The sequence below is a fragment of the Parvularcula lutaonensis genome, assembly GCF_014651915.1.
Classification (GTDB): Bacteria; Pseudomonadota; Alphaproteobacteria; order Caulobacterales; family Parvularculaceae; genus Parvularcula; species Parvularcula lutaonensis.
Genome location: NZ_BMXU01000001.1, coordinates 836133 through 858671 on the forward strand (window position 1 = coordinate 836133; position 22539 = coordinate 858671).

Annotated in this window: 26 protein-coding genes and 1 other RNA gene; 6 read left to right on the forward strand and 21 right to left on the reverse strand. The window is 63.7% G+C overall.

The genetic code is table 11. The annotated features are described in order from the left end of the window. Positions 1-4: 4 nt before the first annotated feature. Positions 5-379, reverse strand: an RNA gene (gene rnpB / locus IE053_RS03935) — RNase P RNA component class A. Between the two features lie 69 nt (positions 380-448). Here rnpB and IE053_RS03940 point away from each other — a divergent pair. Continuing rightward, on the forward strand, positions 449-1468 hold the full coding sequence (locus IE053_RS03940; protein WP_229786042.1) for a Gfo/Idh/MocA family protein: 1020 nt from the start codon (positions 449-451) through the stop codon (positions 1466-1468). Positions 1469-1657: 189 nt separating this feature from the next. On the opposite strand, the gene IE053_RS03945 is transcribed toward IE053_RS03940, so the two are convergent. Genes IE053_RS03945 through IE053_RS03965 form a run of 5 tightly spaced genes read right to left on the reverse strand, consistent with a single transcriptional unit; the run spans position 1658 to position 4867 of the window. Continuing rightward, the gene (locus IE053_RS03945) at positions 1658-2266 is read right to left on the reverse strand and encodes a trimeric intracellular cation channel family protein (protein WP_229786043.1); all 609 of its coding nucleotides are present in this window, start codon (positions 2264-2266) and stop codon (positions 1658-1660) included. 3 nt (positions 2267-2269) lie between these two features. Then, complete coding sequence (locus IE053_RS03950; protein ID WP_189572140.1) at positions 2270-2878, reverse strand: 2-hydroxychromene-2-carboxylate isomerase; 609 nt, start codon at positions 2876-2878, stop codon at positions 2270-2272. Continuing rightward, on the reverse strand, positions 2878-3609 hold the full coding sequence (locus tag IE053_RS03955) for an SDR family oxidoreductase (protein ID WP_189572143.1): 732 nt from the start codon (positions 3607-3609) through the stop codon (positions 2878-2880). Before IE053_RS03955 ends, IE053_RS03950 begins: the two co-directional genes overlap by 1 nt. Then, complete coding sequence (locus tag IE053_RS03960) at positions 3606-3935, reverse strand: DUF2834 domain-containing protein (RefSeq protein ID WP_229786044.1); 330 nt, start codon at positions 3933-3935, stop codon at positions 3606-3608. The genes IE053_RS03955 and IE053_RS03960 overlap by 4 nt, the downstream gene beginning before the upstream one ends. Positions 3936-3940: 5 nt before the next feature. After that, entirely contained in the window at positions 3941-4867 is a 927-nt protein-coding gene (locus IE053_RS03965) for a branched-chain amino acid transaminase (RefSeq protein ID WP_189572149.1), read from the reverse strand. Positions 4868-5128: 261 nt separating this feature from the next. Between IE053_RS03965 and mazG the strand changes: the two genes are divergently transcribed. Together mazG and IE053_RS03975 are read left to right on the forward strand one after the other, a co-directional pair. Beyond that, on the forward strand, positions 5129-5929 hold the full coding sequence (gene mazG / locus IE053_RS03970) for a nucleoside triphosphate pyrophosphohydrolase (RefSeq protein WP_189572152.1): 801 nt from the start codon (positions 5129-5131) through the stop codon (positions 5927-5929). Continuing rightward, a complete protein-coding gene (locus IE053_RS03975; RefSeq protein ID WP_189572154.1) occupies positions 5926-6921 on the forward strand; it encodes a carbon-nitrogen hydrolase family protein in 996 nt (331 codons plus the stop codon). Before mazG ends, IE053_RS03975 begins: the two co-directional genes overlap by 4 nt. A 3-nt stretch (positions 6922-6924) precedes the next feature. Here IE053_RS03975 and IE053_RS03980 read toward each other — a convergent pair whose 3' ends face one another. Genes IE053_RS03980 through IE053_RS03990 form a run of 3 tightly spaced genes read right to left on the reverse strand, consistent with a single transcriptional unit; the run spans position 6925 to position 8649 of the window. Then, entirely contained in the window at positions 6925-7530 is a 606-nt protein-coding gene (locus IE053_RS03980) for an ATP-dependent Clp protease proteolytic subunit (RefSeq protein ID WP_189572157.1), read from the reverse strand. Positions 7531-7589: 59 nt separating this feature from the next. Further along, a complete protein-coding gene (locus tag IE053_RS03985; RefSeq protein ID WP_189572160.1) occupies positions 7590-8405 on the reverse strand; it encodes an inositol monophosphatase family protein in 816 nt (271 codons plus the stop codon). Continuing rightward, positions 8398-8649 carry a DUF3253 domain-containing protein gene (locus IE053_RS03990; RefSeq protein WP_189572163.1) on the reverse strand — a complete coding sequence of 84 codons (252 nt, stop codon included), beginning with the start codon at positions 8647-8649 and terminating at the stop codon, positions 8398-8400. The genes IE053_RS03985 and IE053_RS03990 overlap by 8 nt, the downstream gene beginning before the upstream one ends. Positions 8650-8777: 128 nt before the next feature. Between IE053_RS03990 and IE053_RS03995 the strand changes: the two genes are divergently transcribed. The 3 genes from IE053_RS03995 (at position 8778) to IE053_RS04005 (ending at position 12282) form a co-directional block, all read left to right on the forward strand. Beyond that, positions 8778-9719, forward strand: a complete 942-nt coding sequence (locus tag IE053_RS03995) for a haloalkane dehalogenase (protein ID WP_189572166.1) — start codon at positions 8778-8780, stop codon at positions 9717-9719. A 68-nt stretch (positions 9720-9787) separates the two neighbouring features. Next, positions 9788-11941: a malate synthase G gene (locus tag IE053_RS04000; RefSeq protein WP_189572169.1), complete on the forward strand. Its 2154-nt coding sequence runs from the start codon at positions 9788-9790 to the stop codon at positions 11939-11941. A 110-nt stretch (positions 11942-12051) separates the two neighbouring features. Continuing rightward, positions 12052-12282 carry a DUF6356 family protein gene (locus tag IE053_RS04005; RefSeq protein ID WP_189572173.1) on the forward strand — a complete coding sequence of 77 codons (231 nt, stop codon included), beginning with the start codon at positions 12052-12054 and terminating at the stop codon, positions 12280-12282. Positions 12283-12649: 367 nt separating this feature from the next. Here IE053_RS04005 and IE053_RS04010 read toward each other — a convergent pair whose 3' ends face one another. The 12 genes from IE053_RS04010 to IE053_RS04065 all read right to left on the reverse strand — a co-directional run bounded on the left by IE053_RS04010 (position 12650) and on the right by IE053_RS04065 (position 22452). After that, positions 12650-13978 carry a pyruvate dehydrogenase complex dihydrolipoamide acetyltransferase gene (locus IE053_RS04010; protein ID WP_189572176.1) on the reverse strand — a complete coding sequence of 443 codons (1329 nt, stop codon included), beginning with the start codon at positions 13976-13978 and terminating at the stop codon, positions 12650-12652. 3 nt (positions 13979-13981) lie between these two features. Beyond that, the gene (locus IE053_RS04015; protein WP_189572180.1) at positions 13982-14464 is read right to left on the reverse strand and encodes a DUF805 domain-containing protein; all 483 of its coding nucleotides are present in this window, start codon (positions 14462-14464) and stop codon (positions 13982-13984) included. Next, entirely contained in the window at positions 14461-14949 is a 489-nt protein-coding gene (locus IE053_RS04020; RefSeq protein WP_189572184.1) for a DUF805 domain-containing protein, read from the reverse strand. The genes IE053_RS04015 and IE053_RS04020 overlap by 4 nt, the downstream gene beginning before the upstream one ends. A gap of 29 nt (positions 14950-14978) precedes the next feature. Further along, positions 14979-15545, reverse strand: coding sequence for a hypothetical protein (locus IE053_RS04025; RefSeq protein ID WP_189572187.1), 567 nt, complete (start codon positions 15543-15545; stop codon positions 14979-14981). Between the two features lie 18 nt (positions 15546-15563). Beyond that, a complete protein-coding gene (locus IE053_RS04030; RefSeq protein WP_189572190.1) occupies positions 15564-16088 on the reverse strand; it encodes a DUF805 domain-containing protein in 525 nt (174 codons plus the stop codon). A gap of 90 nt (positions 16089-16178) precedes the next feature. After that, positions 16179-17567, reverse strand: a complete 1389-nt coding sequence (locus IE053_RS04035) for a pyruvate dehydrogenase complex E1 component subunit beta (protein WP_189572193.1) — start codon at positions 17565-17567, stop codon at positions 16179-16181. 84 nt (positions 17568-17651) lie between these two features. Beyond that, positions 17652-18437, reverse strand: a complete 786-nt coding sequence (locus IE053_RS04040) for a sulfotransferase family 2 domain-containing protein (protein ID WP_189572197.1) — start codon at positions 18435-18437, stop codon at positions 17652-17654. 61 nt (positions 18438-18498) lie between these two features. Then, the gene (locus IE053_RS04045; RefSeq protein WP_189572200.1) at positions 18499-19314 is read right to left on the reverse strand and encodes an SDR family oxidoreductase; all 816 of its coding nucleotides are present in this window, start codon (positions 19312-19314) and stop codon (positions 18499-18501) included. A gap of 75 nt (positions 19315-19389) precedes the next feature. Continuing rightward, positions 19390-20880, reverse strand: coding sequence for a GMC oxidoreductase (locus IE053_RS04050; protein ID WP_189572203.1), 1491 nt, complete (start codon positions 20878-20880; stop codon positions 19390-19392). A 9-nt stretch (positions 20881-20889) separates the two neighbouring features. After that, positions 20890-21168 (reverse strand): hypothetical protein, encoded by a 279-nt coding sequence (locus IE053_RS04055; RefSeq protein WP_189572206.1) that lies wholly within the window; start codon positions 21166-21168, stop codon positions 20890-20892. A 3-nt stretch (positions 21169-21171) separates the two neighbouring features. Beyond that, complete coding sequence (locus IE053_RS04060; RefSeq protein WP_189572208.1) at positions 21172-21564, reverse strand: c-type cytochrome; 393 nt, start codon at positions 21562-21564, stop codon at positions 21172-21174. 93 nt (positions 21565-21657) lie between these two features. After that, positions 21658-22452 carry an SDR family oxidoreductase gene (locus IE053_RS04065; protein ID WP_189572212.1) on the reverse strand — a complete coding sequence of 265 codons (795 nt, stop codon included), beginning with the start codon at positions 22450-22452 and terminating at the stop codon, positions 21658-21660. Positions 22453-22539 lie beyond the last annotated feature (87 nt).

Genomic DNA, 22539 nt, shown 5'->3' on the forward strand with positions numbered 1-22539 from the left:
AAGAGGCGTCAGGCGGCCGGTAAGCCGGGTTCTGTCGGGGGCCTCACGGCCCGCTGGACGACCATTCATCTCGGGCGTCCTCTTGCGAGGGCGCTCCTGCAACCAACCCGGACGGCTCAGCCTGGCGGCGGACCTGTGTTGCCACGCGCCGTCCCTATTCGGTCTTGCTCCGGGTGGGGCTTGCCTATGCCCGCGCCATTGCTGGCCCGGCGGTGCGCTTTTACCGCACCTTTTCACCCTTACCCCCCGCCAAGGGGGGCGGTTGTTCTCTGTGGCGCTTTCCCGCAGCTCGCGCTGGCCGGGCGTTACCCGGCACCCTGCCGCCATGGAGCCCGGACTTTCCTCGAGGCTCGCGCCCCGCGGTCGCCTGGCCACCTGACACCCCGGGATGTGGGCATTTTACGCCGACGTGTCCATAGGTAGGAGCGCGGCAGGAACGCGAGGAACCATGGCACTGAGGATCGGCATTGTCGGAACCGGCAAGATTGCAAGGCAGCACGCGGCAGCGATGGGCATGACCGATGCTGTCGAGATCGTCGCCGTGGCCAGCCGTTCGAAGGCGACCGCCGAAGCCTTCGCGGCTGATTTCGGCCGTGCCGAGGCCGTGGAAGGCACCCATGCCCTCCTCGCCCTTCCTTCGGTGGAGGCGGTCTACATCGCAACGCCCACCTCCGCGAAGGAAGGGATCGCCCTCGCCGCCATTGAAGCAGGCAAGCACGTCCTCGTGGAGAAGCCGCTCGCCAGCGACTCATCGGCGCAGAAGCTTGCCGAGGCAGCGAAGGCCATGGGCGTTGCCGTGATGGATGCCACCCACTTCACTCACAACCCGCGCACCCACACCATCCGCAAGCGGAAGGCGAAGGACATCGGCACGCCACAGAGCCTGTTCTCGGTCTTCCACGCCCATGTCGGCGGGCCGGAGAACATCCGCTTTGACACCGAGCTCGAACCGCAGGGCGCGCTTGGCGACCTTGGCTGGTATTGCTGCCGCGCCGTCATCGAGCTTCTCGAACCGCGAGGCGCTCTCGCCAGCGCCGAGGCCCGCGGCACGTGGGAGGGCGACGCGCTGACCGCCGTCACCGCCCTCCTCGATTTCGAGGACGGCACCCGCGCCTCTTTCGATTGCGGGTTCCGGGCAGGCGCATTCAGCCAGGACCTGATCCTCGTCGGCAGTGAAGGCATCCTGTCCATGGACGATTTCGTCCATGATTTCGAGCGCGGCCACCTCCTTGCACCGCACCCGGACATTCCCTCGGGCTACACTCTCCGTAAGGGGAGGATGGCGCGGCATGACCGCCTTTATATCGAGACACCTGCGCCGAAGAGCCATGTGATCCTGCTTCTCGAAGAGTTCGCGCGCCTCGCCGCCGATCCACGGGGCGAGGCGACGCTGGCGGCGGGCGCGCGTATGGGGGATACGCAAGCGCTGGTCGATGCCGCCTGGCGGGCAGCCATCGCTGCCCGGTGAGGAGACGCTAATCTGCCCTTAGAGCCTCCTCGGTCTGCGCCGCGCCAGGGCAGCGACGAGGATGCAGCGTGACCTGGCCATCGTTCTGCCTCCCTGGTTCTCGGCACGCTGCTTCTCGACCTGGCTTGGGGGAACTGCCAATGACACCCGCAGCCAGCCGTGAGCGAAAAGCGCTACGTCACAGCCTTTTCAGGGCCTTGGTTTGGGTAAGGACAATTTGAAGAGAATGGCCGCGCCGCGGAGGAGGAACGCCGCCCCGCCCCCTGCCGCGAAGGCCAAGGCTTCGGTCGCCGGGGACATGGCCATCAAGGCATAGACCAATGCGCCAAAAAGCGCTGCGGTTGCGTAGATGTCTTCCTTGAAGATCAGTGGCTCGCGGTTGGCGACAACGTCGCGCAGAAGCCCCCCGAAAGTCGCCGTGATCGTCCCCATGACCAGTACTATGACGATCCCATAGCCGAGCTCCGCCGCCTTGGCCGCGCCCGTGACCGCGAAAAGCGCCAGCCCAAGGGCATCGGCCCAGCGCAGCGGCTTCCAGGCATCGACGGCGTTCGCGGCAAAGAAGGCCACCAAGCCACCGGCCGCAGCAAACGCAAGCACCACGGTGTCCTCCAGCCAGAACACAGGCTGGTCCAGCAGCAAGTCCCGCAGCGTCCCTCCCCCCACAGCAGGCAGGAAGGAAAGCATGATGACCCCGAAAAGATCCATGCGCAGCCGGACAGCAGCGACGCCACCTGACAGCGCGAAGACGAACGTCCCCGCGCGGTCCGCGATCAGGAGCAGGAGTTCGGGGGTCAAGGATCAGGCGTTCTTCTGGCGAAGGATCTCGAGTTCGACATCGCCCAGCCGGTCCTTGCCGAAAAACAGCTCGTCTCCGACGAAGAAGCTCGGCAGGCCGAACACCCCGCGCGTCACAGCGGCATTGGTCATCTCCGCGAGCTTCGCCTTCACCTCGGGCGACTGCGCCTTTTGAAGGATCGCCGAGCCGCGCAGGCCTTCCTTGTCGAGGCGGTCGGTGAAGACGTCGACATTGTCCATCTGCAGGTTCTCTTCCCACATGCCGCGGAAACAGGCCCGGTCATAGGCTTCGCCCTGCCCGGTTTCATGGGCGGCGACGGCACCGCGCATCATCAGCAGCGAGTTCTGCGGGAAGTTGTGGTTCATCTGGAAGTCGGTGATCTTGTGCTTCTTCATGAAGCGCCGCATTTCCAGCATCTCGTATTCCATGCGTCCCTTCACCGGGCCGAAGCGGTAAAACGGTGACTGGTTGCCGGTCTCCTTGAAGATTCCTCCCAGCAGGACCGGGGTGCGCCTGAAGACGACATCCGTCCGCGCCTCGATCTCCGGCAGGACCCGCCAGGCGAGATAGGCGTTCGGGCTTCCGTAATCATAGAGAAACTCAGGGGTCATCACCAATTCTCCTTCCACGGACGAAGGTCGAGCTCATGCGTCCAGGAATCACGCGGCTGCTTGTGCAGCATGACATAGTTCCGTGCGATATGGTCGGGGTTCAGCAGCCGGTCATCAGCGCGGCGCTCGTCGGCATCGGGCACGTTCTCGCGGATGAACCTAGAATCGATCATGCCATCGACGATGACATGCGCGACATGGATGCCCTCGGGGCCCAGCTCCCGCGCCATGGACTGCGCGAGCGCCCGGAGCGCGTGCTTGGCTCCCGCGAATGCCGAGTAGCCTTTCCCTCCGCGCACGGAGGCCGTGGCACCGGTGAAGATGATCGTCCCGCGCCCCCGCTCCATCTGGCGCTTGGCGACTTCACGGCCCATAAGGAACCCGGCGAAGGCCGCCATTTCCCACACCTTGCGATAAACCCGCGATGTCGTGGCGGTGATCGGGAAATTGACGTTCGCACCGATATTGAAGACCGCAACCTCTATCGGCCCGACCTCGCGCTCGATCCTGCCGATGAGAGCGATGACCTCGTCTTCGTCCCGCGCATCCGCAGGCATGGCGAGGGCGTCATGGCCCTCGTCGCGGATCGACTTCGCCAGTTTCTCAAGATCATCCTTATGCCGAGGACGACGCACGAGACAGCTCGTCAGCCCTTCTCTTGCGAAGGCGCGCCCGACCGCAGCGCCGGTGTCGTCACCGGCGCCGATCACCAGGCAGGCTCTGCGGCTCATGTGCCGCCGCCTTTCTCAAGCTGTGCCATTCTCAGGAGGAGGTATCCAGCGAACGCGGTTGCAACGCCGGGAACGAAGGCGACAGGAATGAAGACCCAGCCATGCCTGATCCCCAGGCTCGATCGTTCATAGAGGATCCAGACGATCAGGATCAGACCACAGATTATCGTATCGAGCGAGTAGCCCGCAGCGAACGGGTTCACGAATCCTGCCGCGAACGCGCCGACAATATCGCCGCTTTCGAGCGCTGGCGGCAGGACATAGATGAGGAAAAAGAGCGTGAAAGCCGCGCCGAGCGCCGCAATGAGCCCTCTGAACGCGGCCATGTTCATCAGCCTTCGACCGGGTCGAGCCAGCCGTACTTGTCTTCGGTCTCGCCGTTGAAGAGGCCGAAGAAGGCATTCTGCAGGGCCTTGGTGACCGGCTTGTTTCCTTGTTCACCGATCGCGATCCCATCGAGGGTCTTGATCGGCGTGATCTCTGCCGCCGTGCCGGTGAAGAACAGCTCGTCCGCACCGTAGAGCGCCTCGCGGGCGATGTCCTGCTCGACCAGCTCGTAGCCCATGTCCCTCGCCATGGTGATGACCGAATCGCGGGTGATGCCGACAAGGATCGAGGCCGCCGTCGGCGGCGTGATGATCTTGCCGTCCTTGACCATGAAGAGGTTCTCGCCCGCACCTTCGGAGACCATGCCCGAATGGCTGAGACCGATGCCTTCGACGCAGCCCCGTGCTTTGGCTTCGGTGGTGATGAGGCGGCTGGAGAGGTAGTTGCCGGCCATCTTCACGCCCGCCGGGATCGTTCCGGGTGCGGAGCGGCGCCAGGAGGTGACGGCAACATCGATACCGTTCTCGATCGCTTCGGCGCCGAGATAGCGGCCGAAGGCAAAGGCGATGACATCCAGCTCGTTCGGACAGCCGGTGGCTGACGGCGACATCTCGCCATAGCCGAGATAGGCGTTCACGCGGAGGTAAGCCGAGCTGAGCCCGTTCTCCCGCACGGTGGCGCGGCAGGCTTCCATGATCTCTTCCTTCGAGAACTCGACGCCGATGCCATAGATCTTGGCGGAGTAGACGAGACGTTCGGCATGGGCATCGTTGCGGAAGATGCAGGTGCCCTTGTGGGTCTCATAGGCACGAATGCCCTCGAAGGCGCAGGTGCCATAGAGAAGGCCATGGGTCATCACGTGGGTGGTGGCCTCCGCCCAGGGGACCATCTTGCCGTTCCGCCAGATGTATTTCGACTCTTTGATGGGCATCGGAGACCTCCAGAAATTCGTCTGCCAGCCCTCTAGAGGAGGGGGACGGGCGCTGCCAAGCAGCTTCGCGGCGAAGCTCAGCCAGCGGACTTCTGCACTGCACACCACGAAGCGATATCCTGCGTGACAGGCGAGGACCGGAGCGCCAATCATCCCGCCGGGCGGGCTGGAAGCAACCGCATCCCGCCGCCCAAGCCCATTTGGCCGTCGCCGCGAAAAACTGTACGGCGACGGCTCCGCATCGCTGGAGAGCCCTCTTCCATGGCCAAGACCCCGCCCCAAGACGTTCGCTCGATCGATGGATTGAAGGAGTTGATGGCGAAACTGCGCGATCCCGATGGCGGCTGTCCCTGGGATGTGGAGCAGGACCACAAGTCGATCGCGCGCTACTGCATCGAAGAGGCTTATGAGGTCGTCGACGCCATCGAGAACGGCACCGATGCCGACCTTGTCAACGAGCTGGGCGATCTCCTCCTGCAGGTCGTCTTCCACGCCCAGATGGCCAAGGAACGCGGGGCCTTCACCTTCGAGGACGTGGTCGAGGGCATTGTCACCAAAATGGTGAGCAGGCACCCGCACGTCTTCGAAGAACCCGACGGACGCGATGCCGAGGGCCAGACCGTGCTGTGGGAGGAGATGAAGGCCAAGGAGCGCGCGGAGAAGGGCAAGGACGAAAGCCTTCTCTCCGATGTCCCCGTCGGCCTTCCTGCCCTCACCCGTGCCGAGAAGCTCACCAAGCGCGCAGCGCGGGTCGGTTTCGAATGGGAGAAGCCCGAGCACATCCTCGACAAGCTCGAAGAGGAGCTGGGCGAACTGCGCGAGGCCATGGCCTCAGGCGACATGGTGCACACGGAGGAGGAGCTGGGCGACCTCGCCTTCTGCGTCGCCAATATCGGACGCCGGCTGGGCATCGACACAGAGACGGCCCTGCGCAGGACCAATGAGAAATTCGAAAAGCGTTTCCGCCATATCGAAGCCAGGGTTGCAGGGTCCGGGCGCGAGTTCGGCGATCACAGCCTCGAAGAGCTCGAGGAATACTGGACCGAGGCCAAAGCCAAGTGACCAAGCTCGAGATCATCCGCCCTGAAACGTCACTCTCCCCGAAAGCAGGCGATGGCCTGACTGTCGCTCTCGGCCAGATCGCGCCGGTCTGGCTCGATCGCAAGGCGACGACCGCGAAGGTCGCCGCCACCGTCGAACACGCTGCGGACAACGGCACGGAGATGGTCTGCTTCGGCGAGGGTCTCCTTCCCGGCTACCCCTTCTGGGTCGAGCGGACCGACGGGGCGGTCTTCGAGAGCGACGACCAGAAAGCTTGGTACGCGCATTATCTCGACCAGGGTGTGGTCATCGAACGCGGTGATCTTGCCGAGATCCAGAAGCTCGCGAGAGACCGCAGGATCGCGGTCTATCTCGGCATGATGGAACGGGCACCCGACCGTGGCGGGCACACGCTCTACGCCACCCTCGCCTATATCGACCAGACCGGCGAGATACGCTCCGCCCACAGAAAACTGCAGCCGACCTATGAGGAGCGGCTCGTCTGGGGACAGGGCGATGGCAACGGGCTGCGCGTCCATCGTCTCGGCCCGTTCACTGCGGGCGGGCTCAATTGCTGGGAGAACTGGCTGCCCCTCGCGCGTGCTGCGCTTTACGGCCAAGGCGAGGATCTCCACGTCGCGGTCTGGCCCGGTGGACCTCAGAACACGGAGAGCCTGACCCCGGTCATCGCCCGCGAGGGGCGCAGCTTCGCGCTGTCAGTATCGGGCTTCATGGATCCCAAGACCATTGCTCTCGACCTTCCGGGGGCGGACGAGATGAAGCAGTCCGACCTGCTCTTTGCCCGTGGCGGGAGCTGCATTGCCGGGCCTGACGGCAAGTGGCTGATCCCGCCGATCAATGACAGGGAGGCCCTTCTCATCGCCACGCTCGATCATGGCGCAGTGCGGCGAGAGCGGCATAACTTCGATAGTGTGGGTCACTACTCCCGGCCCGACGTGCTGCAACTGCACGTCAACCGGGAGCGTCAGTCTACGGTCCGTCTCAAGGACTAGGACCTAGCCCGGCAGCTCGGTGGCGCTGTGCACCACCTTATTGACCAAGCCGTAGTCGATGGCCTCTTCCGGGGACATCCAGTGGTCGCGGTCGGTGTCTTGCTCGATCTTCTCGAAGGACTGGCCCGTGGCCTCGGCGAAGAGCCTGTTGAGACGATCGCGCATACGGATGATCTCGCGCGCCTGGATCTCGATATCCGAAGCCGGACCGCCTGCGCCGCCGGAGGGCTGGTGGAGGAGGAATCGGGTGTTCTGCGTGCAGAACCGGCGCTCCTTAGGCACGGAGATGTAAATCAACGCGCCAGCCGAAGCGACCCAGCCCATACCGAGCATGCTCACCTTCGGTTTGATGAACTTGATCGTGTCATGGATCATGTCGCCCGATTCGACGTGTCCGCCCGGCGAGGAAACAATGACCGTGATCGGATCATCCGAAGCGTGGGCGAGCGCGAGGAGGCGCTGGCAGACGTCCCGCGCAAGATCCATGGTGATCTGACCGACGATCAGGACCTGGCGCGAGGCGAAGAGGTTCTTGTCGATGACAGGCGTCGGACGGTCCGGCGAGACCTTGTCGTCGTCATTGTCGTCGAGGCGGCGTTCGTCAGCCATGGTGTTCTCTCCCTTGGTTGGCCGCGAAGATAGGCTTCTTCGCAGCCCGTAGCAAACTGTCAGGTGGCCGCCATGAGGCGATCCGCATACCCCTGCCAAGCCTCCGCGCTGGCAGTCCCGAGCATCGGGCGGTCGCCCCGGCCGACAGGCGTGTAGGGCTCCCCGCCTGGCAGGAAGCCGAAACGGCCGCCCGCCTCCTCGACGAGGAGTTGCCCCGGCGCGTGGTCCCACGGCGTCATCTTGTACTGGACGACATAGTCGATCAGGCCACGCGCGAGGTCGCCATAGGCGTAGGCGGAGCAATGCCCCGCACGAGCGCCCGCACTCTCCTCCACGGCTTGGGCGAAAGCCGAGCGGTAGGGCTCATCGACATAAACCGGACTGAAATCGCCACGGGCCTCCGCCCACGGTTTCGCCGGATGCAGGCCGAGGCGCTCGCCCCCGAAAGTGGCGCCTGCGCCCTTCTCCGCGACCATGCAGCGGCCGTCCACGGGAAAGAGGATCCAGCTCTTCACCACTTCACGGTTGCGGATGAAGGCGCACATCACCCCGAAACGCTCCGATCCCTGAACGAAGTTCCACGTGCCGTCGACAGGATCCACCAGCCAGAGATCGCCTTCCGAGTGTAGCGCATCGATCGAGATTTTCCCTTGGCTGACGGCTTCCTCGCCCACGACGGTCGAGCCGGGAGCCAGCTTCTTGAACGCAGGCGTCAGCAGCTCTTCCGCCTCCCGGTCCGCGATCGTCACGAGGTCGCCGGGTCCGTTCTTCTCCTCGATGTCGCCATCGGAAAGCGAGCGGAAGCGCGGCAGGATCACCCGGTCCGCCACATCGCGGAGCAGCGCTTCCACCTCGTCGAGTTTCGGATCAGACATTTCCCGGGCCTTTCAAGCGGTAGCGGATCACGCCTTTCACGGTCTCGGCATCGACGGGCTTGCCCTTCTTCGTGACCTCGATCCGGCCCTCGGCGGCGAGCTCGCGCCCGGCTTGCCGGACCGGCTTCATCAGGGGCCGCCACGCGCCCTCCCCCGCCGCGCGCCGTGCAGCCTCGGAAGGGCAGATCGTCTTGCCCGGCTCGCGCTCCTCAAGGAGCGAAAGGATCGCGTCTTTCAAATCCATGGTGCGGAGCTAGCCCTTCTTCGGCCAAGCGCAAGTGTCATGATCCCTCGCCACGGGGTACAGGATAACTAAGGTGACGCCTGACCGAAGGCCCGCGAAGATGGGCGCAACGATATAAGGGAGAGACCATGGCCTACGATGCCCTGCGCACGCCTGATGAACGCTTCGAGAACCTGCCAGGCTTTCCGTACGCGCCGCATTATCTCAAGAACATGCCTGGCTATGAGGGCCTGCGCATGGCCTATATCGACGAGGGCCCTAAGGACGCGCCGGTCTTTCTCTGTCTTCATGGCGAGCCGAGCTGGTCTTATCTCTACCGGAAGATGATCCCAGTCTTCCTCGACGCCGGGGCGCGGGTGGTGGCCCCGGACCTTTTCGGTTTCGGCCGGTCCGACAAGCTCAAGACGCAAGAAGAGTATTCCTATTCCTTCCACCGCAGATCGCTCCTCGAGCTGATCAAGCAGCTCGACCTCACCGACATCACGCTCGTCTGCCAGGACTGGGGCGGCGTCCTCGGCCTGACCCTGCCGATGGAGGAACCTGAGCGCTGTAAGCGGCTCCTCGTCATGAACACGGCTCTGCCGATGGAGCCCGAAAGCAGCATCGTCGCCGCCGATCTCGAGCGTCCCGCCGATGAACGCCAGACGGGCTTTGGCCGCTGGCAAGCGATCTCTCAGCGGACGGATGACATGCCCGTAGGCCATATTCTCAACATGGGCTCGGGCCAGATGCTGACCGAGGGTGAAATCGCCGCCTATGACGCGCCTTTCCCGGACAAAAGCTACAAAGCCGCCGCGATCGTCTTCCCCCTTCTCGTCCCCTTTTCCGAGAAGCAGGACGGCTACGCGGTCGGTCGCAAGGCGCTCGCATTCTGGAACGGATGGCAGGGCGAGAGCTTCATGGCCATCGGCGCCGCCGATCCCGTCCTGGGCGAGAAACCGATGCGCCGCCTGCAAGCAGAGATCAAAGGCTGCCCCGAGCCGATGGTCATCAAAGAGGCCGGCCACTTCGTCCAGGAGTGGGGCGAAGAGATCGCGCGCGCGGCCCTTCGATCCTTCGGCGGTGTCTAACCTCCCCTAACCTTTGCCTCTTACGCCGCAGCAAGCTAGCTGAGGCGCAGATCAACGAGGATAACTCCATGACCGAGACCATCTCCGTCGCAGGACTTGAGGTCGAGAAACCACTCTACGACTTCATCGCAGGCGCAGCGCAGGGCGCAGGCATGTCCGTCGAGGACTTCTGGCGCGCCGTGGCGAAGATCGCCGAAAAGCATACAGGCACGAATGAGGCACTGCTCCAGAAGCGGGAGGACCTCCAGTCGAAGATCGACGCCTGGTACATCGAGAACGGACCGCAGGGCCCGGCTGAGCAGGAGAAATTCTTGCGCGAGATCGGCTACATCGTCGACGAAGGCCCCGACTTCGCGATCGAGACCACCGGCGTCGACCCCGAAATCGCCGAAATCAACGGCCCGCAGCTCGTCGTCCCCGTCAAGAACGCCCGCTACGCCCTCAACGCCGCGAATGCCCGATGGGGCTCGCTCTACGACGCTCTCTATGGCACCGACGTCATCCCCGAGGAAGGCGGCGCGGAAAAGGGCAAGGGATATAACCCGAAGCGCGGCGCCAAGGTCATCGAATTCGCGAAGAACTTCCTCGACGAGCATTTTCCGCTCACGGAGGGCAGGCATGCTGACGTGACCCGGTACACCGTGCAGGGTGGCCATCTCGTCGCCGACCTGCCCGGCGGCAAAGCCGCCTTTCTCGAAGAACCGAGCAAGTTCCGTGGCTACCAGGGCAGCGACAGCGATCCGGCCACCATCCTTCTCCGTAATAACGGCCTTCACGCCGAGCTGCGCATCGATCGCAGCCATCCGGTCGGCAAGGATGACCCCTCTGGTCTCGCCGACATCCACCTCGAAAGCGCGATCACCACGATCATGGACTGCGAGGACTCCGTCGCCGCGGTGGACGGAGAGGACAAGGCCGAGGTCTACGCCAATTATCTCGGCCTGCTGAAAGGTGACCTGACCACCAGCTTCGAAAAGGGTGGCCAGACGGTGTCGCGCGGCCTCAATGAAGACCGGGTCTACAAGGCGTCGGACGGCTCCGAACTGGTCCTCAAGGGCCGGGTCCTGATGCTGATCCGGAATGTCGGGCACCTGATGCGCACCCCTGCCGTGCGCCTGCCGAATGGCGACGAGATGTTCGAAGGCATGCTCGATGCCTGTGTCACCGCGCTTCTCGCCAAGTACGATGTCGGCGAAAGGAAGAACTCCGTGCACGGCTCGACTTACATCGTGAAGCCGAAGATGCACGGGCCAGAAGAGGTGGCCTTCGCCATCGCTCTCTTCGAAGACGCGGAGAAAGCGATGGGCCTCCCTGCGAAGACCCTCAAGATCGGTATCATGGATGAGGAACGCCGCACCACGGTGAACCTCAAGGAGTGCATCCGCCAGGCCAAGGACCGCGTGATCTTCATCAACACCGGCTTCCTCGACCGCACCGGGGACGAGATCCACACCTCGATGAAAGCCGGGCCTTTCATGCGCAAGGCGGAGATCAAGACCGCCCCGTTCATGATCGCCTATGAGGCGTGGAACGTCGACATCGGCCTCGCATGCGGCTTCCAGGGCCGGGCCCAGATCGGCAAGGGCATGTGGGCGATGCCGGACCTGATGGCCGACATGCTCGAACAGAAGATCGGCCACCCGAAAGCAGGCGCGGACTGTGCCTGGGTCCCCTCGCCCACCGGCGCGACGCTGCACGCGCTGCACTACCACGCCGTCGATGTCGATGCCGTGCAGGAAGAGCTGCGTGACCGTCCGCGGGCGAAGCTTTCGGACATCCTCACCGTGCCGCTGGGCGATCCCAAGAGCTGGTCGGACCGGCAGGTGCAGGAAGAACTGCAGAACAACTGCCAGGGCATCCTCGGCTATGTCGTCCGCTGGGTCGATCATGGCGTCGGCTGTTCCAAGGTGCCCGACTATCACGATGTCGGCCTGATGGAGGACCGCGCCACCTGCCGGATCAGCTCGCAGCACGTCGCGAACTGGCTCGAACATGGCATCGTCACCGAGGACCAGGTCCGCGAGACCCTGAAGCGCATGGCGATCAAGGTGGATGGCCAGAACGCAGGTGATCCGACCTACAGGAACATGGCCCCTGACTATGACGGCTCCCTGGCCTTCCGGGCCGCCAGCGAACTGATCTTCGAAGGCGCGAAGCAGCCTTCCGGTTATACCGAGCCGATCCTCCACAGGACGAGGCTCGAGCTCAAAAGAGCTCGCTGATCTGGAAGGCGCGCCGGGTGGCCCCGCGCGCCTTCTTTTTGCCCCGAAGGGCTGTTTAGAGATCGTCGCGTGCAGCAGCTCTGACGGTGTGGTAAGCTATGCTCATGTCCATGGGTGAAACGACCGCTATCAAAGAAGCTTTCAAGGGCCATCCTGAAAGCGTCGGCGAGACCTATGTGGGTCACGCGAAGCAGGCGAACAAAATCGGCTGGCTGATGATCGGGACGGGCATTTGCTGCCTCGTGCACGCGGTGTTCCCGTTCCTCTTCACGCGCACGGCGAGCCAGCGAATTCGATACCTGAACATGGTCGCGCGGAAGCGGAAGCCTCAGCGGGCTTAGGCCGCTCCAAGCAGAAGATCGCTTCTCGCGCGAGATTGCACGCCTACTGGACGGTCTCACGATATATCGTGAGAGGCAGCATGTCTTGGTCTTTGCGAGGATCAATTCCGCATTCGTAGGTGCTTCGTTGCATGTATGGGTCACCAGACGAAGCTGCTTGCGCGCTAGCCCAATCGCGGCAGGCTTCAACGGTTCCGATGTCGAGGGCTCTTACCAATTGGGTAAGGTCGTTCGCATCCGGATAATAGAATGCATCAACGCGTTTCTCATAGGCTCCGCCGCACCCAGAGATCGATACCGACAGAAAAATCGTCAGTATAAATCTCAAAGCTAATCTCAGCGACATCTTCCCTTGCGCTTACCAAGCTTAGAGCAGCATCGCCGCGGGGTCTTCGCAGAAGAGCTTGAACTTCTGCAGGAACTCCGCGCCCGTTGCACCATCGACAACGCGGTGATCGCAGGTCAGGGTCACGGTCATCATCGTACGGATGACGATCTGGCCGTCCCGGACGACCGCCCTCTCCTCCGCTGCACCGACCGACATGATCGCGCCGTGGGGCTGGTTCACGATCGAGGCGAAGCTCTTGATGCCGAACATCCCGAGATTCGAGACCGAGAAGGTGCCGCCCTGGTATTCTTCCGGCTTGAGCTTCTTCTCGCGGGCGCGCTTGGCCATATCCTTCACCTCGGCCGAGATCTGCAGGAGGCCCTTGGTTTCGGCCTTCCAGACGATCGGGGTGATGAGCCCCCCTTCAATGGCCACGGCAACGCCGATATCGGCGTGCTTGTGGAGAAGGATCGCCTCGTCCGTGTAGGTCGCATTGGCCTGCGGCACGGCCTTCAGCGCCATGGCCGAAGCCTTCAGGATGAAGTCGTTGACCGAAAGCTTGTAAAAGCCTTCCTCGCCCTTGGGCGGCGATGCAGCATTGATCCGTGCACGGGCATTGAGGAGGTTGGTAAGCTCCACATCGATGTTGAGAGGGAAGTGCGGGACTTCCTGGTTGAAGCTCTGGTGCAGGCGCTTGGCGATGGTCTTTCGCATGCCATCGTTTTTGACCGCCACATAGCTGTCCGCCGGATAGAGACGCTCGTCAATGCCAGCGGCGGGCATTGCAGCCGGAGCCGAGGCCGCGGGCGCGCCAACGCCTTCCTTCAGTGCGTTCTCGATGTCGCGCTTGACGATACGCCCGTGCGGGCCTGTGCCCTTGATGGCCGCAAGGTCGATGCCTTCCTGTTTGGCCAGGCGCTTGGCCAGCGGCGAAGCCTTGATCCGCCCGTCGCCCGAGGGCGCGGACTGCCCGCCTACCGGCCCTGGTGCCGGCGTGCCGGCGGAGGCTGCGGCCATCGGTTCGGTCGCGCCCTGCGCGGCCTTGCTTTCCGCGGTCGGCTGGGGCTCGGGCTGGGCCTGCGCACCGCCGCCGAGGGAGGACAGGTCGATGTCGTCGGCACTCTCGCCATCCTCGAGGATCACGGCGATGGGCTCGTTGACCTTAACGTTCTCTGTGCCCTCCGGGACAAGGATCTTGCCCAGGGTGCCCTCGTCGATCGCCTCGACTTCCATGGTCGCCTTGTCGGTCTCGATCTCGGCGATCACGTCGCCCGAAGAAACCGTATCGCCTTCTTTCTTGAGCCACTTTGCAAGGGTGCCCTCCTCCATCGTCGGGGACAGGGCGGGCATGAGAACTGGGATGGGCATCGACTAACTCCGAGGTGCTCGCGGCGGCGGACCATAACGATTGTCGCCGCGCTGGCTAGGGATGAGATACAGCCAAAAGAGATGGATCGGGAGGAAAATGAGAATGGTCGAAAAACCACCAAGGCCATTGGCCGTCAGGTCATCGTCGGTGGTGACCGGATCCTGGCCGTCAAAGAGCTTTGCCCAGCCCCCTTCAGCAGCGGCGTACTCGCCGAGGAGGAAGACGAAACCAATCAGATAGGCGAAGAGGAAGACGAGGTTCCACTTGCCCGTGCGGCCCTGGTCGTGAAGCCGCTTCCACGGCGTCGCGATGAACAGCGGCCAGGCAATCACGGCCCAGGCGAGCGCCGTGAAAACCGCGCTGTTGCTAAGATCGATGAGAATCATCACCCCAAACAGCGGCAGCAGCATGCCGAGCGCCAGCTGGCGCCGGTCGATGCGGCCCTTGGGGCTGAACCAGAATTCCAACAGGTCTTTGGGGCTCACGAGTCCTTCTCGCCTCGGGGGTCGGGTCCGAAGCGATTGGCACCTTCCTGGCCAGGCCAAAAGGCCAGGACAAGGAACTGGATCGCGCCGATGGTCGCGCCGATCTGGGCGAACTCCGCACTGACGGGCGGAACCTGCGAATCATTGCCCCTGACGACGCTCAGCCAGTCTCCTGCCCGGATGACTGCCTCCCCAGGACCGGAGACAGGGCCGATGGTCGAAAGCAGGAAGACGACAACCACGACGACAAGATGGATCCAGCCCGGCGCGCCGAGGTCGTGGAGCCTCGACATAGGTGCCGCGAAATTCGCCGACCAGAGGAGGAGCGCCGCAATGCCACCGATGGCGAGGTCGCCGACCATGCCGAGATCCAGGATACGGATTGCGAGAATTGCGATAACAGCCCCGATATTCGGCAGGATCAGATCATAGATGAACCAGCGCCGCTTCAGCCGACCGCGCGGATCGATGACCATGCCTTTCATGCCGGAACTCCCCTAGCCCTCTGGCTGGATCATTCCTCCAAAGAGGGCGCGCTTTCAAGCCATCCCGGCGCATAGGTTCCAGGGGGCAGGCACGCTTTCGGGCTGTCGAAATTGGGCGCAATGACGATTCGCAAGGCTACAGAGCGCTTGGCCCTGGAGTAGCCGCCGTCGACGACCTTCCAGCAGGTGCCTGCGCGGTCGAGCGGTTCCTTCGTGGCAGCGTCGAAGGCGCGGTACTGGAGCGCGGAATGCTGCCTGCCGACAGCGTAGATCACGTCGCGCTCATTGGAGAAGCCGAGGAAGAAGGACGGCTCCGGCAGGCGACGCATCTTCGTCTCGCGTTCAACCGGGAAAGCGGGGGGTTCAAAGACGCCGAAATCGTCGGGGCGGCTCGACCGGTAGGGATTGCTGGCAGCGACCTCCTCCGCATCGAGAGGCCCGTGCCTGGAGCAGTCGCTGTGCCCGTAATGGGGGTCGAGCATCACCCGCACTTCTTGGGGCGGAGGCGCTTCGGTGGTGAACTGGCCGGTCAGGCGGACTTCCCCGCCTGACGCGCAGGCGGCGGTCAGGAACAATAAGCCAAACCACCGCTGCATATGGTCATCTCCCTGCCGTCAGTCGGCGAAACCCCGACCTCCTACCAACGGATCATTGCCATATTGGTTCGGTCCTGACTGTCCCGGGAAGAACAGCAGGTAGATGACGAAGCCGAAGTAGATGATCGAAGCCATCGCGCCCATCACCATCGCGGCGGGCGACTTCATGACAAGCTCGAACATGAACATGCCGACCTCGTCTTCGGGCATGCTCTCCATCTGCGCGGCAAAACCCTCGAACCCGCCATCGGCCTGGCCCGCGCCCATGACCACAGCAGCGACGATCAGGACCAGAGCGACGATCATCGCGCCCAGATAGAGCCAGCCGGACTTGCCCAGATCATGCATCCGCTTGAACGGGACGGCGATGACCGACGGCCAGAGGTAGAAGAGGGCGATGAGGCCGAAGACGACGCCCATACCGGGAACGCCGCCCAGAAGCCTGGGCGCGAGTTCTGTGAGCGCCAGGTAGGGAAGCAGGAACCCGATCCAGTAGCCCTTCCGGCTGATCCGCCCGCTGGGATTGAAAAGAAAATCAAACACGCCCTGTCCTCCTCCACGGCTCACATGGACGGACAGTTAGGAACGCTTCGAAGACTTAGCAAACCCTTGGGGCAATCCTTTGGGCCGGGATCAGCGGTAGAGGACCTTCTTCACCGCAGCGACCACGCGCTCCGCGTCCGGCAGGCTGAGCTTCTCGAGGTTGGCGGCATAGGGCAGCGGGACGTCTTCCTGCGTGACCCGCGCCGGCGGGGCATCGAGATAGTCAAAAGCTGCCTCAGTGACCGACCAGCCGACTTCGGCACCGATGCCCATCGGAGCCCAGGCCTCCTCCACCGTGACGAGACGGTTGGTTTTCTTGACGCTTTCGATGATCGTTGCGCGGTCCATCGGGCGGATCGTGCGCAGGTCGATGACTTCCGGGTCGATGCCCTCCGCTTCGAGCTGAGCAGCTGCTTCGAGGGCGCGCTTCATCCCCTGGGCATAGGAGACGATGGTCACGTCCTTGCCCTGACGAACGACTTTCGCCTTGCCGATGGGAAGAACGTAGTCGTCGTAATCAGGAACCTCGCCCTTGTCGCCATAAAGCATCTCGTGTTCGAGGAAGACGACCGGATTCGGGTTGCGGATCGCGGCCTTGAGAAGCCCCTTCGCATCGGCTGCCGAGTACGGAGCGATGACGAGAAGGCCCGGCACGTGTCCGTACCACGGGGCGTAGTCCTGCGAGTGCTGGGCGGCCACGCGGCTGGCCGCGGCGTTGGGGCCGCGGAAGACGATGGGGCAGCCCATCTGGCCGCCTGACATGTAGCGCGTCTTGGCGGCCGAGTTGATGATGTGGTCGATCGCCTGCATGGCGAAGTTGAACGTCATGAACTCGACGATCGGCTTGAGGCCAGCAAAGGCCGCACCAACGCCGAGGCCGGCAAAGCCATATTCGGTGATCGGCGTGTCGACGACCCGGCGCGCGCCAAATTCCTGAAGCAGGCCGCGCGTGACCTTGTAGGCTCCCTGGTACTCGGCAACCTCCTCACCCATGATGAAAACAGTCTCGTCGCGGCGCATTTCCTCGGCCATCGCATCGCGCAGGGCGTCGCGAACGGTGGTCTCGACCATCTGGGTGCCCTCGGGCAGCTCGGGATCGGACCCGACAGAGAACCCCGGTCCAGCACGTTCGATATTCTCGGGCTGCGGCTCGGTTTCGTTGGCAGCCTCCTGCGGCGCAGCCTGCGCGGCGGCAGGCGCACCGAGATTGCCGAGGTCGATGTCGTCAGCGCTCTCGCCATCCTCCAGCAGGACAGCGATCGGCGCGTTGACCTTCACGTTCTCCGTGCCCTCCGGCACGAGGATTTTGCCAAGGACTCCTTCGTCCACGGCTTCGACTTCCATCGTCGCCTTGTCAGTTTCGATCTCGGCCAAGATGTCGCCGGAGGAGACGGTGTCGCCCTCCTTCTTGAGCCATTTGGCGAGGGTGCCCTCTTCCATGGTGGGCGACAGGGCAGGCATCAGAACGGGAATCGTCACGGGGCGTACGCTCTCAGGTTCGTTGTTCGACATGAGCGGCTATCACAATTTCGGCCGCTCACAAGCCGTCAGATTGCGGTTTGGTCAGTTGGACAGCCCGGAGAGCCCATCGGCAATCTCAAAATCCCGCGCGTAGTAGCGTTCAACGAAGGCCTCGACCTCCGGCCCGCCGGGGACGGGTTGGGCCTCGTCACCGTTTTTCTTGGTGAGGAGCGGCTTCGCGACGTTGAGGATCGCCTTGTAGGGGGCTTCGGGCAATGCCTCGCGCAGGGCCTTGTTGGTACTTCGAGCTGCCTTGATGAGGCCGGGGAAGCGATGTTCCACGGTTTCATTGGCCCTCGCCGGCTCGCCCACACGCTTGCCGATATGGGCGCTCAGGGCGTCGAACATGCGATCGACGGCGTGCATCGGGAAAAGCTCGTCGGTGATGCGCTCCCCGTCGAGCTCGACCCACCGGTGTTGGGGCAGGAAGTGGATGAAGGCGGCAGGCGGCATCTCCTCGCCCTTGGAAAGCTCCTGCACCACAGCCTGCGCTTCGCTAGCGACGAGTTCGCTTTCGGCGTGCGCGAATTCCACCCCCCTCACCTCGCGCAAGCGTTGAGCCAGGGCCGAGCGGAAGCGCTCCTTGGGATCACGGATGATCGCGAAGCTGCGATAGGTGCGCACTCTCTCGAAGGTTTCGGGGAAGTGCTGGCGCAGGACAGACAGCGGGACATGGGTGCCGTAGATCCGCCCGAGAACCGCGTGGTCCATCATGCCGGTGAAGCGGCCGTCGGTGGTGTCAAAACCCTCGAGCTGCCGACGGACGGCGGTGCCTGCGCATTTGGGAATGTGCAGGAAGACGAAGCGATGATCGTCGGAAAGGATCATGGAAAAGACGCTACGCGACGTTGGAAGAAAGGTTCGGTCGCACGACTGTTGGAAGCGGAAGTCAAGACATGATCGTCCGCTCGATCATCCGGTCCACCATCTTGGCAGGCAGGATCGCGCGCATCAGCAGGAACCGCTTGGCGCTGGCCGGGCAGGCATAGCGCGTCCGCGGATTGGGGTCGGTGAGAGCCTTCTCGACCTCCCGCGCCACGACGACCGGGTCGGGGGCAACCTTGTGGCCCTTTTCGAGATGCCAACGGGCATAGCGGTCATGCCACGCGCCGTAGGCCTCCATGCGGTGGCGCTTGAGGCTCTCCTGCTCCTGCTCCCCGAAGCCCGTGTTGACGAAGCCCGACCGGATGAGGCTGACCTTGATGCCGAAGGGTCGCAGCTCCCGGCGCAGGGCGTCGTTAAGCCCTTCGAGGGCGTGTTTCGATGCTCCGTAGACGCCCTGGAACGGCGGCACGAGCCTTCCCGTGACCGAGCCGATATTGACGATGCGGCCCTCGCCGCGCTGGCGCATCTGGGGCAAGACAGCGCGGCACATGTTGGCCACGCCGAAGACGTTGGTTTCGAACTGGCGGCGCCACTCCTCCAGTGGCACGCCCTCGATCGGGCCCATCACCGCGACGCCGGCATTGTTCACGAGGCCGTCGACAGGGCTGATCTCCGGGATTGCCTGTTCGATGCTCTCGGGATCGGTGACGTCGAAGGTCGTGATGGAGATCGCGCCCGGCCGCTCGGCCTGCAGCTTCTCCAGCGGCTCGCGGCGGCGGCCTGCGGCGATGATGTGGAAGCCCTCGTCCGCGAGGTAGAGCGCGCAGGCCCTGCCGATGCCGCTGCCTGCCCCGGTGATCAGAATGCGTCCTCGGGTCATGGCAGGCTCCTTTGCGTTCACTCGGGCCAGAAAAAAAGCGCCTGATGCGGGGCGGATGTCAAATCCGCCCTGTTGTCACAGCCGGCCGGCCTTCGCGTTGAGATGCTCGCCAAGGCGCACGGCGAGGCTGACGAGGGTCAGCGTCGGATTGACGCCGCCGCCGGTCGGGAAGACCGATGCCCCTGCCATGTAGAGATTCGGGATGCCGTGGACGCGACAGTCCTTGTCCACCACGCCGTCCTTCGCATCGTCGGACATGCGCGTCGTGCCCATGTGGTGGCAATGCGCGCCAACGCCGATGGTCCGGTCGAGAAGCCCTTCGCGGACACGGAGCCGCGCGATGTCCTTTCCCGCAAGGAGCTTGCCAAGCTCGAAGGCGTGGCTCTCGATCGTCTTCCAGTCCTGGTCTGTGACCTCGTACTGGAGGAGGAGCTTCGGCTTGCCGAACTGGTCGCGGTCGTCGGGATCGACGAGGATCCGGCTTTCCCTGTTTGGGACCTGTTCCGTCAGCGTCCCGATGAAGTATTCATCCTTGCACGTCAGCGAGCTGTCATTCTCCTGCACCCTGGCGCGAAGGGGCTTCACGCCGCAGATGATGGCGCGGCGGGCTTCGCGATAAGGCGCGAGGCGTCCGTAATAGCGCTGCTGCGCCGCGGAGATCATGGTGATGATGCCATTGCCGATGTCAGCATCCTGCATCTTCGCGACGGTCGGCATCAGCGGCGGCGTGCGGCCATCCTCTTCGACGAACTCGGACCAGAAGCGCTCGTCGGTCGTCAGCACCTTGCCGAAATCGACGTTGAAATGCTCCATGAAGGTCCGGCCGACCATGTCGTTCTGGTTACCGAGACCTTCCGTGCGCTGTGTGTTCGCATTGAGGAGGAAGCGGGCGTTCTCCATCGCACCAAAGGCGATGACGAACTCCGCAGCCTCGACGATTTCTTCGCGTCCGTCATAGCCGGTGATGACAACAGCGCTGATGCGCTCGCCGTTCTCATCGAGGCGCAGGTCGGTGACGTTGGCGTTGTAGAGGCAGTCGATATTCCCGGAGGCTTCGAGCTCTGCCTTGTACTTCACGCCGAAGCGGGTCGGCGGGCTCATCGCATAGGCGCCGATGCGGAAAGGGCCTTCCGCCCACGGAGTGGCGGGCTCGAGCGTCAACTCCGCGTCAGGGATGTCAAGGATCGACTTCGCCTCGTCGAGGTGGCGGTAGGTCTCGTCGTAGCTGATCGGCCAGCCGGGGAGATCGAAGATGTCGCGCTGCTCGAAATCAACGCGGTCGAAGATCGCGCAGCGGCCTGCCCAGTGACCGGACGTGCCGCCGAATTGGCGCAGGCGGCAGGTCTCGATATGGCCGTAGGGGACCGTGCCGACATTGCGGCCTTCATAGACCGCGCGGCTCTCGGGCGTCGGGCCGAGGCCACCACCTTCGAGGAGAAGGACCCGGCCACCCGCCGCCGCGACCTTCAGCGCAACGGTCATGCCTGCCGGTCCTGTCCCGGCGACGCAGAGATCGTAAGGACCGCTCAGCGAGCCGGGTTCAACGGTGCCAAAGTCGCGCAGCATCGCTCTCTCCTATTCGCCGGCCCGCTCGAGATCGTCAGCGGTCAGCACCCAGCCGTCCACGAGGAAAAAGCCGTCGCCCAAGTCCCGGATATCGGCGCGGGGCGTATCCTTCGCGGCACGGATGAACGGCGAGCTTTCGCCGCTTGCCGCCGAAAGGCCAATGGCGCCGATGGTGATGATAGCTGTCCCGCCAAGCAGGACCTTGCGCCGGGTCGGCATGTCACTGACGGAGGCTGCGACGGCTTTCGTCTGGTCACCGAAGGTCTTGAGGAGGCTCTGGTCCGCCATGGGCTAGTCCTGCAACGACTGGAGATAGGCGATGATGCTGGCGCGTTCCTCGGCGTCACTGACGCCTTCGTAGACCATCGACGTCCCGCGCACGACGCCCTGCGGATTCGCGAGGTAAGCGTCGAGGGAGGCTGCACGCCATACGATGCCCGAGCTGGCCATGGCCGGTGAGTAGGCAAAGCCCTCCGCCGTGCCCGCTTGCCGTCCGTAGACGCCGTAAAGATTGGGCCCGAGGGAATGGGCCTCGCCCTTGCCGACCGTGTGGCAGGTCGCACACGGAGCGAAAGCCTTCTCGCCGGCGGCAATCGCTTCGGCGGACGGCGCATCCTCGCCGCAGGCGGTGAGCGCGAGGGCGGCAAGCGCCGCTCCCGCAGTTTGCATCGGATAAGAACGCATGATGTCTGTCGCCTCCGCTCACGCCCGTTCTTGGGCACGCCCCTGTTCCGGGTCAACAAGAGAGCAAAGACGTGAGCGTATCGTGAAAGCCGGTCAGATCTTCATTGCCTGGGAGGCATCGCCCAGGGTCGTGCCGCCTTCGACTTCGAGGATCGTGCCCGTGACGTAGTCAGCGCCCGGCGAGGAAAGCCACAGCGCCGCATCGGCGATGTCGTCGCGATCGCCAAAGCGCTTGAGAGCGAGGGCCTCACGGTACTTCTCTCGCATTTCCTCGCTCGGCGCTAGGCGCGCCATGCCTTCGGTGCCCTCGATCGGACCGGGACTGATGGCATTCACGCGGACACCTTCGATCCCCCATTCCAAGGCACAGCATTTGACCAGCATGTTCACGCCGGCCTTGGCCGCGCAGACATGGGCCTGGAACAGCCAGGGCTGGGTCGCCTGGGGCGCGGTGATGGCGATGAAGCTCGCACCGGGGCGCCTCGCCTTGTGGATGGCGGAGCGGAAGACGTTGAAAGTCCCGAGAAGATCGATATCGACCACGGACTTGAAGGCATTGGCCGACATCTGCGCCGCGCCGGCCGGGAAATTCCCCGCCTGCCCTGCCAGCACCATATCGATATCGCCGAACTTCTCGGCGCACTGGTTCACGGCGGCTTCGACATCGGGGTAGCTCCGGGCATCCACCGAAGCACCGTCGGCAGCCTCGGCGCCGGCCTCCTTCAGCATGGCCACCGTCGCCTCGACCTTCTCGATCGACCGCGAGACGACGAACACTTTCGCGCCTGCTTCAGCAAAGCGCCGCGCGATCTGCTCGTTGATGCCGGAGGTAGCGCCGGACATGAAGCAGGTCTTGCCCTTCATGTCGTAGGTGGGGGCTTGGGTCATGGGGTCTCTCCCTCATCGGTTCTGTTGTCGGGGGGACTTAGGCGCCGTTCTCGGTTCGCCCGCAAGACTGCCATGCTGTTGCCTTTC

Bases quoted from the DNA above. Each gene is read 5' to 3' on its own strand.
- IE053_RS03940 (WP_229786042.1), top strand. From the start codon at position 449: ATGGCACTGAGGATCGGCATTGTCGGAACCGGCAAGATTGCAAGGCAG.
- IE053_RS03950 (WP_189572140.1), bottom strand. From the start codon at position 2,878: ATGACCCCTGAGTTTCTCTATGATTACGGAAGCCCGAACGCCTATCTC.
- IE053_RS03955 (WP_189572143.1), bottom strand. From the start codon at position 3,609: ATGAGCCGCAGAGCCTGCCTGGTGATCGGCGCCGGTGACGACACCGGC.
- IE053_RS03960 (WP_229786044.1), bottom strand. From the start codon at position 3,935: ATGGCCGCGTTCAGAGGGCTCATTGCGGCGCTCGGCGCGGCTTTCACG.
- IE053_RS03965 (WP_189572149.1), bottom strand. From the start codon at position 4,867: ATGCCCATCAAAGAGTCGAAATACATCTGGCGGAACGGCAAGATGGTC.
- mazG (WP_189572152.1), top strand. From the start codon at position 5,129: ATGGCCAAGACCCCGCCCCAAGACGTTCGCTCGATCGATGGATTGAAG.
- IE053_RS03980 (WP_189572157.1), bottom strand. From the start codon at position 7,530: ATGGCTGACGAACGCCGCCTCGACGACAATGACGACGACAAGGTCTCG.
- IE053_RS03985 (WP_189572160.1), bottom strand. From the start codon at position 8,405: ATGTCTGATCCGAAACTCGACGAGGTGGAAGCGCTGCTCCGCGATGTG.
- IE053_RS03990 (WP_189572163.1), bottom strand. From the start codon at position 8,649: ATGGATTTGAAAGACGCGATCCTTTCGCTCCTTGAGGAGCGCGAGCCG.
- IE053_RS03995 (WP_189572166.1), top strand. From the start codon at position 8,778: ATGGCCTACGATGCCCTGCGCACGCCTGATGAACGCTTCGAGAACCTG.
- IE053_RS04000 (WP_189572169.1), top strand. From the start codon at position 9,788: ATGACCGAGACCATCTCCGTCGCAGGACTTGAGGTCGAGAAACCACTC.
- IE053_RS04005 (WP_189572173.1), top strand. From the start codon at position 12,052: ATGGGTGAAACGACCGCTATCAAAGAAGCTTTCAAGGGCCATCCTGAA.
- IE053_RS04010 (WP_189572176.1), bottom strand. From the start codon at position 13,978: ATGCCCATCCCAGTTCTCATGCCCGCCCTGTCCCCGACGATGGAGGAG.
- IE053_RS04020 (WP_189572184.1), bottom strand. From the start codon at position 14,949: ATGAAAGGCATGGTCATCGATCCGCGCGGTCGGCTGAAGCGGCGCTGG.
- IE053_RS04025 (WP_189572187.1), bottom strand. From the start codon at position 15,545: ATGCAGCGGTGGTTTGGCTTATTGTTCCTGACCGCCGCCTGCGCGTCA.
- IE053_RS04040 (WP_189572197.1), bottom strand. From the start codon at position 18,437: ATGATCCTTTCCGACGATCATCGCTTCGTCTTCCTGCACATTCCCAAA.
- IE053_RS04045 (WP_189572200.1), bottom strand. From the start codon at position 19,314: ATGACCCGAGGACGCATTCTGATCACCGGGGCAGGCAGCGGCATCGGC.
- IE053_RS04050 (WP_189572203.1), bottom strand. From the start codon at position 20,880: ATGCTGCGCGACTTTGGCACCGTTGAACCCGGCTCGCTGAGCGGTCCT.
- IE053_RS04055 (WP_189572206.1), bottom strand. From the start codon at position 21,168: ATGGCGGACCAGAGCCTCCTCAAGACCTTCGGTGACCAGACGAAAGCC.
- IE053_RS04060 (WP_189572208.1), bottom strand. From the start codon at position 21,564: ATGCGTTCTTATCCGATGCAAACTGCGGGAGCGGCGCTTGCCGCCCTC.
- IE053_RS04065 (WP_189572212.1), bottom strand. From the start codon at position 22,452: ATGACCCAAGCCCCCACCTACGACATGAAGGGCAAGACCTGCTTCATG.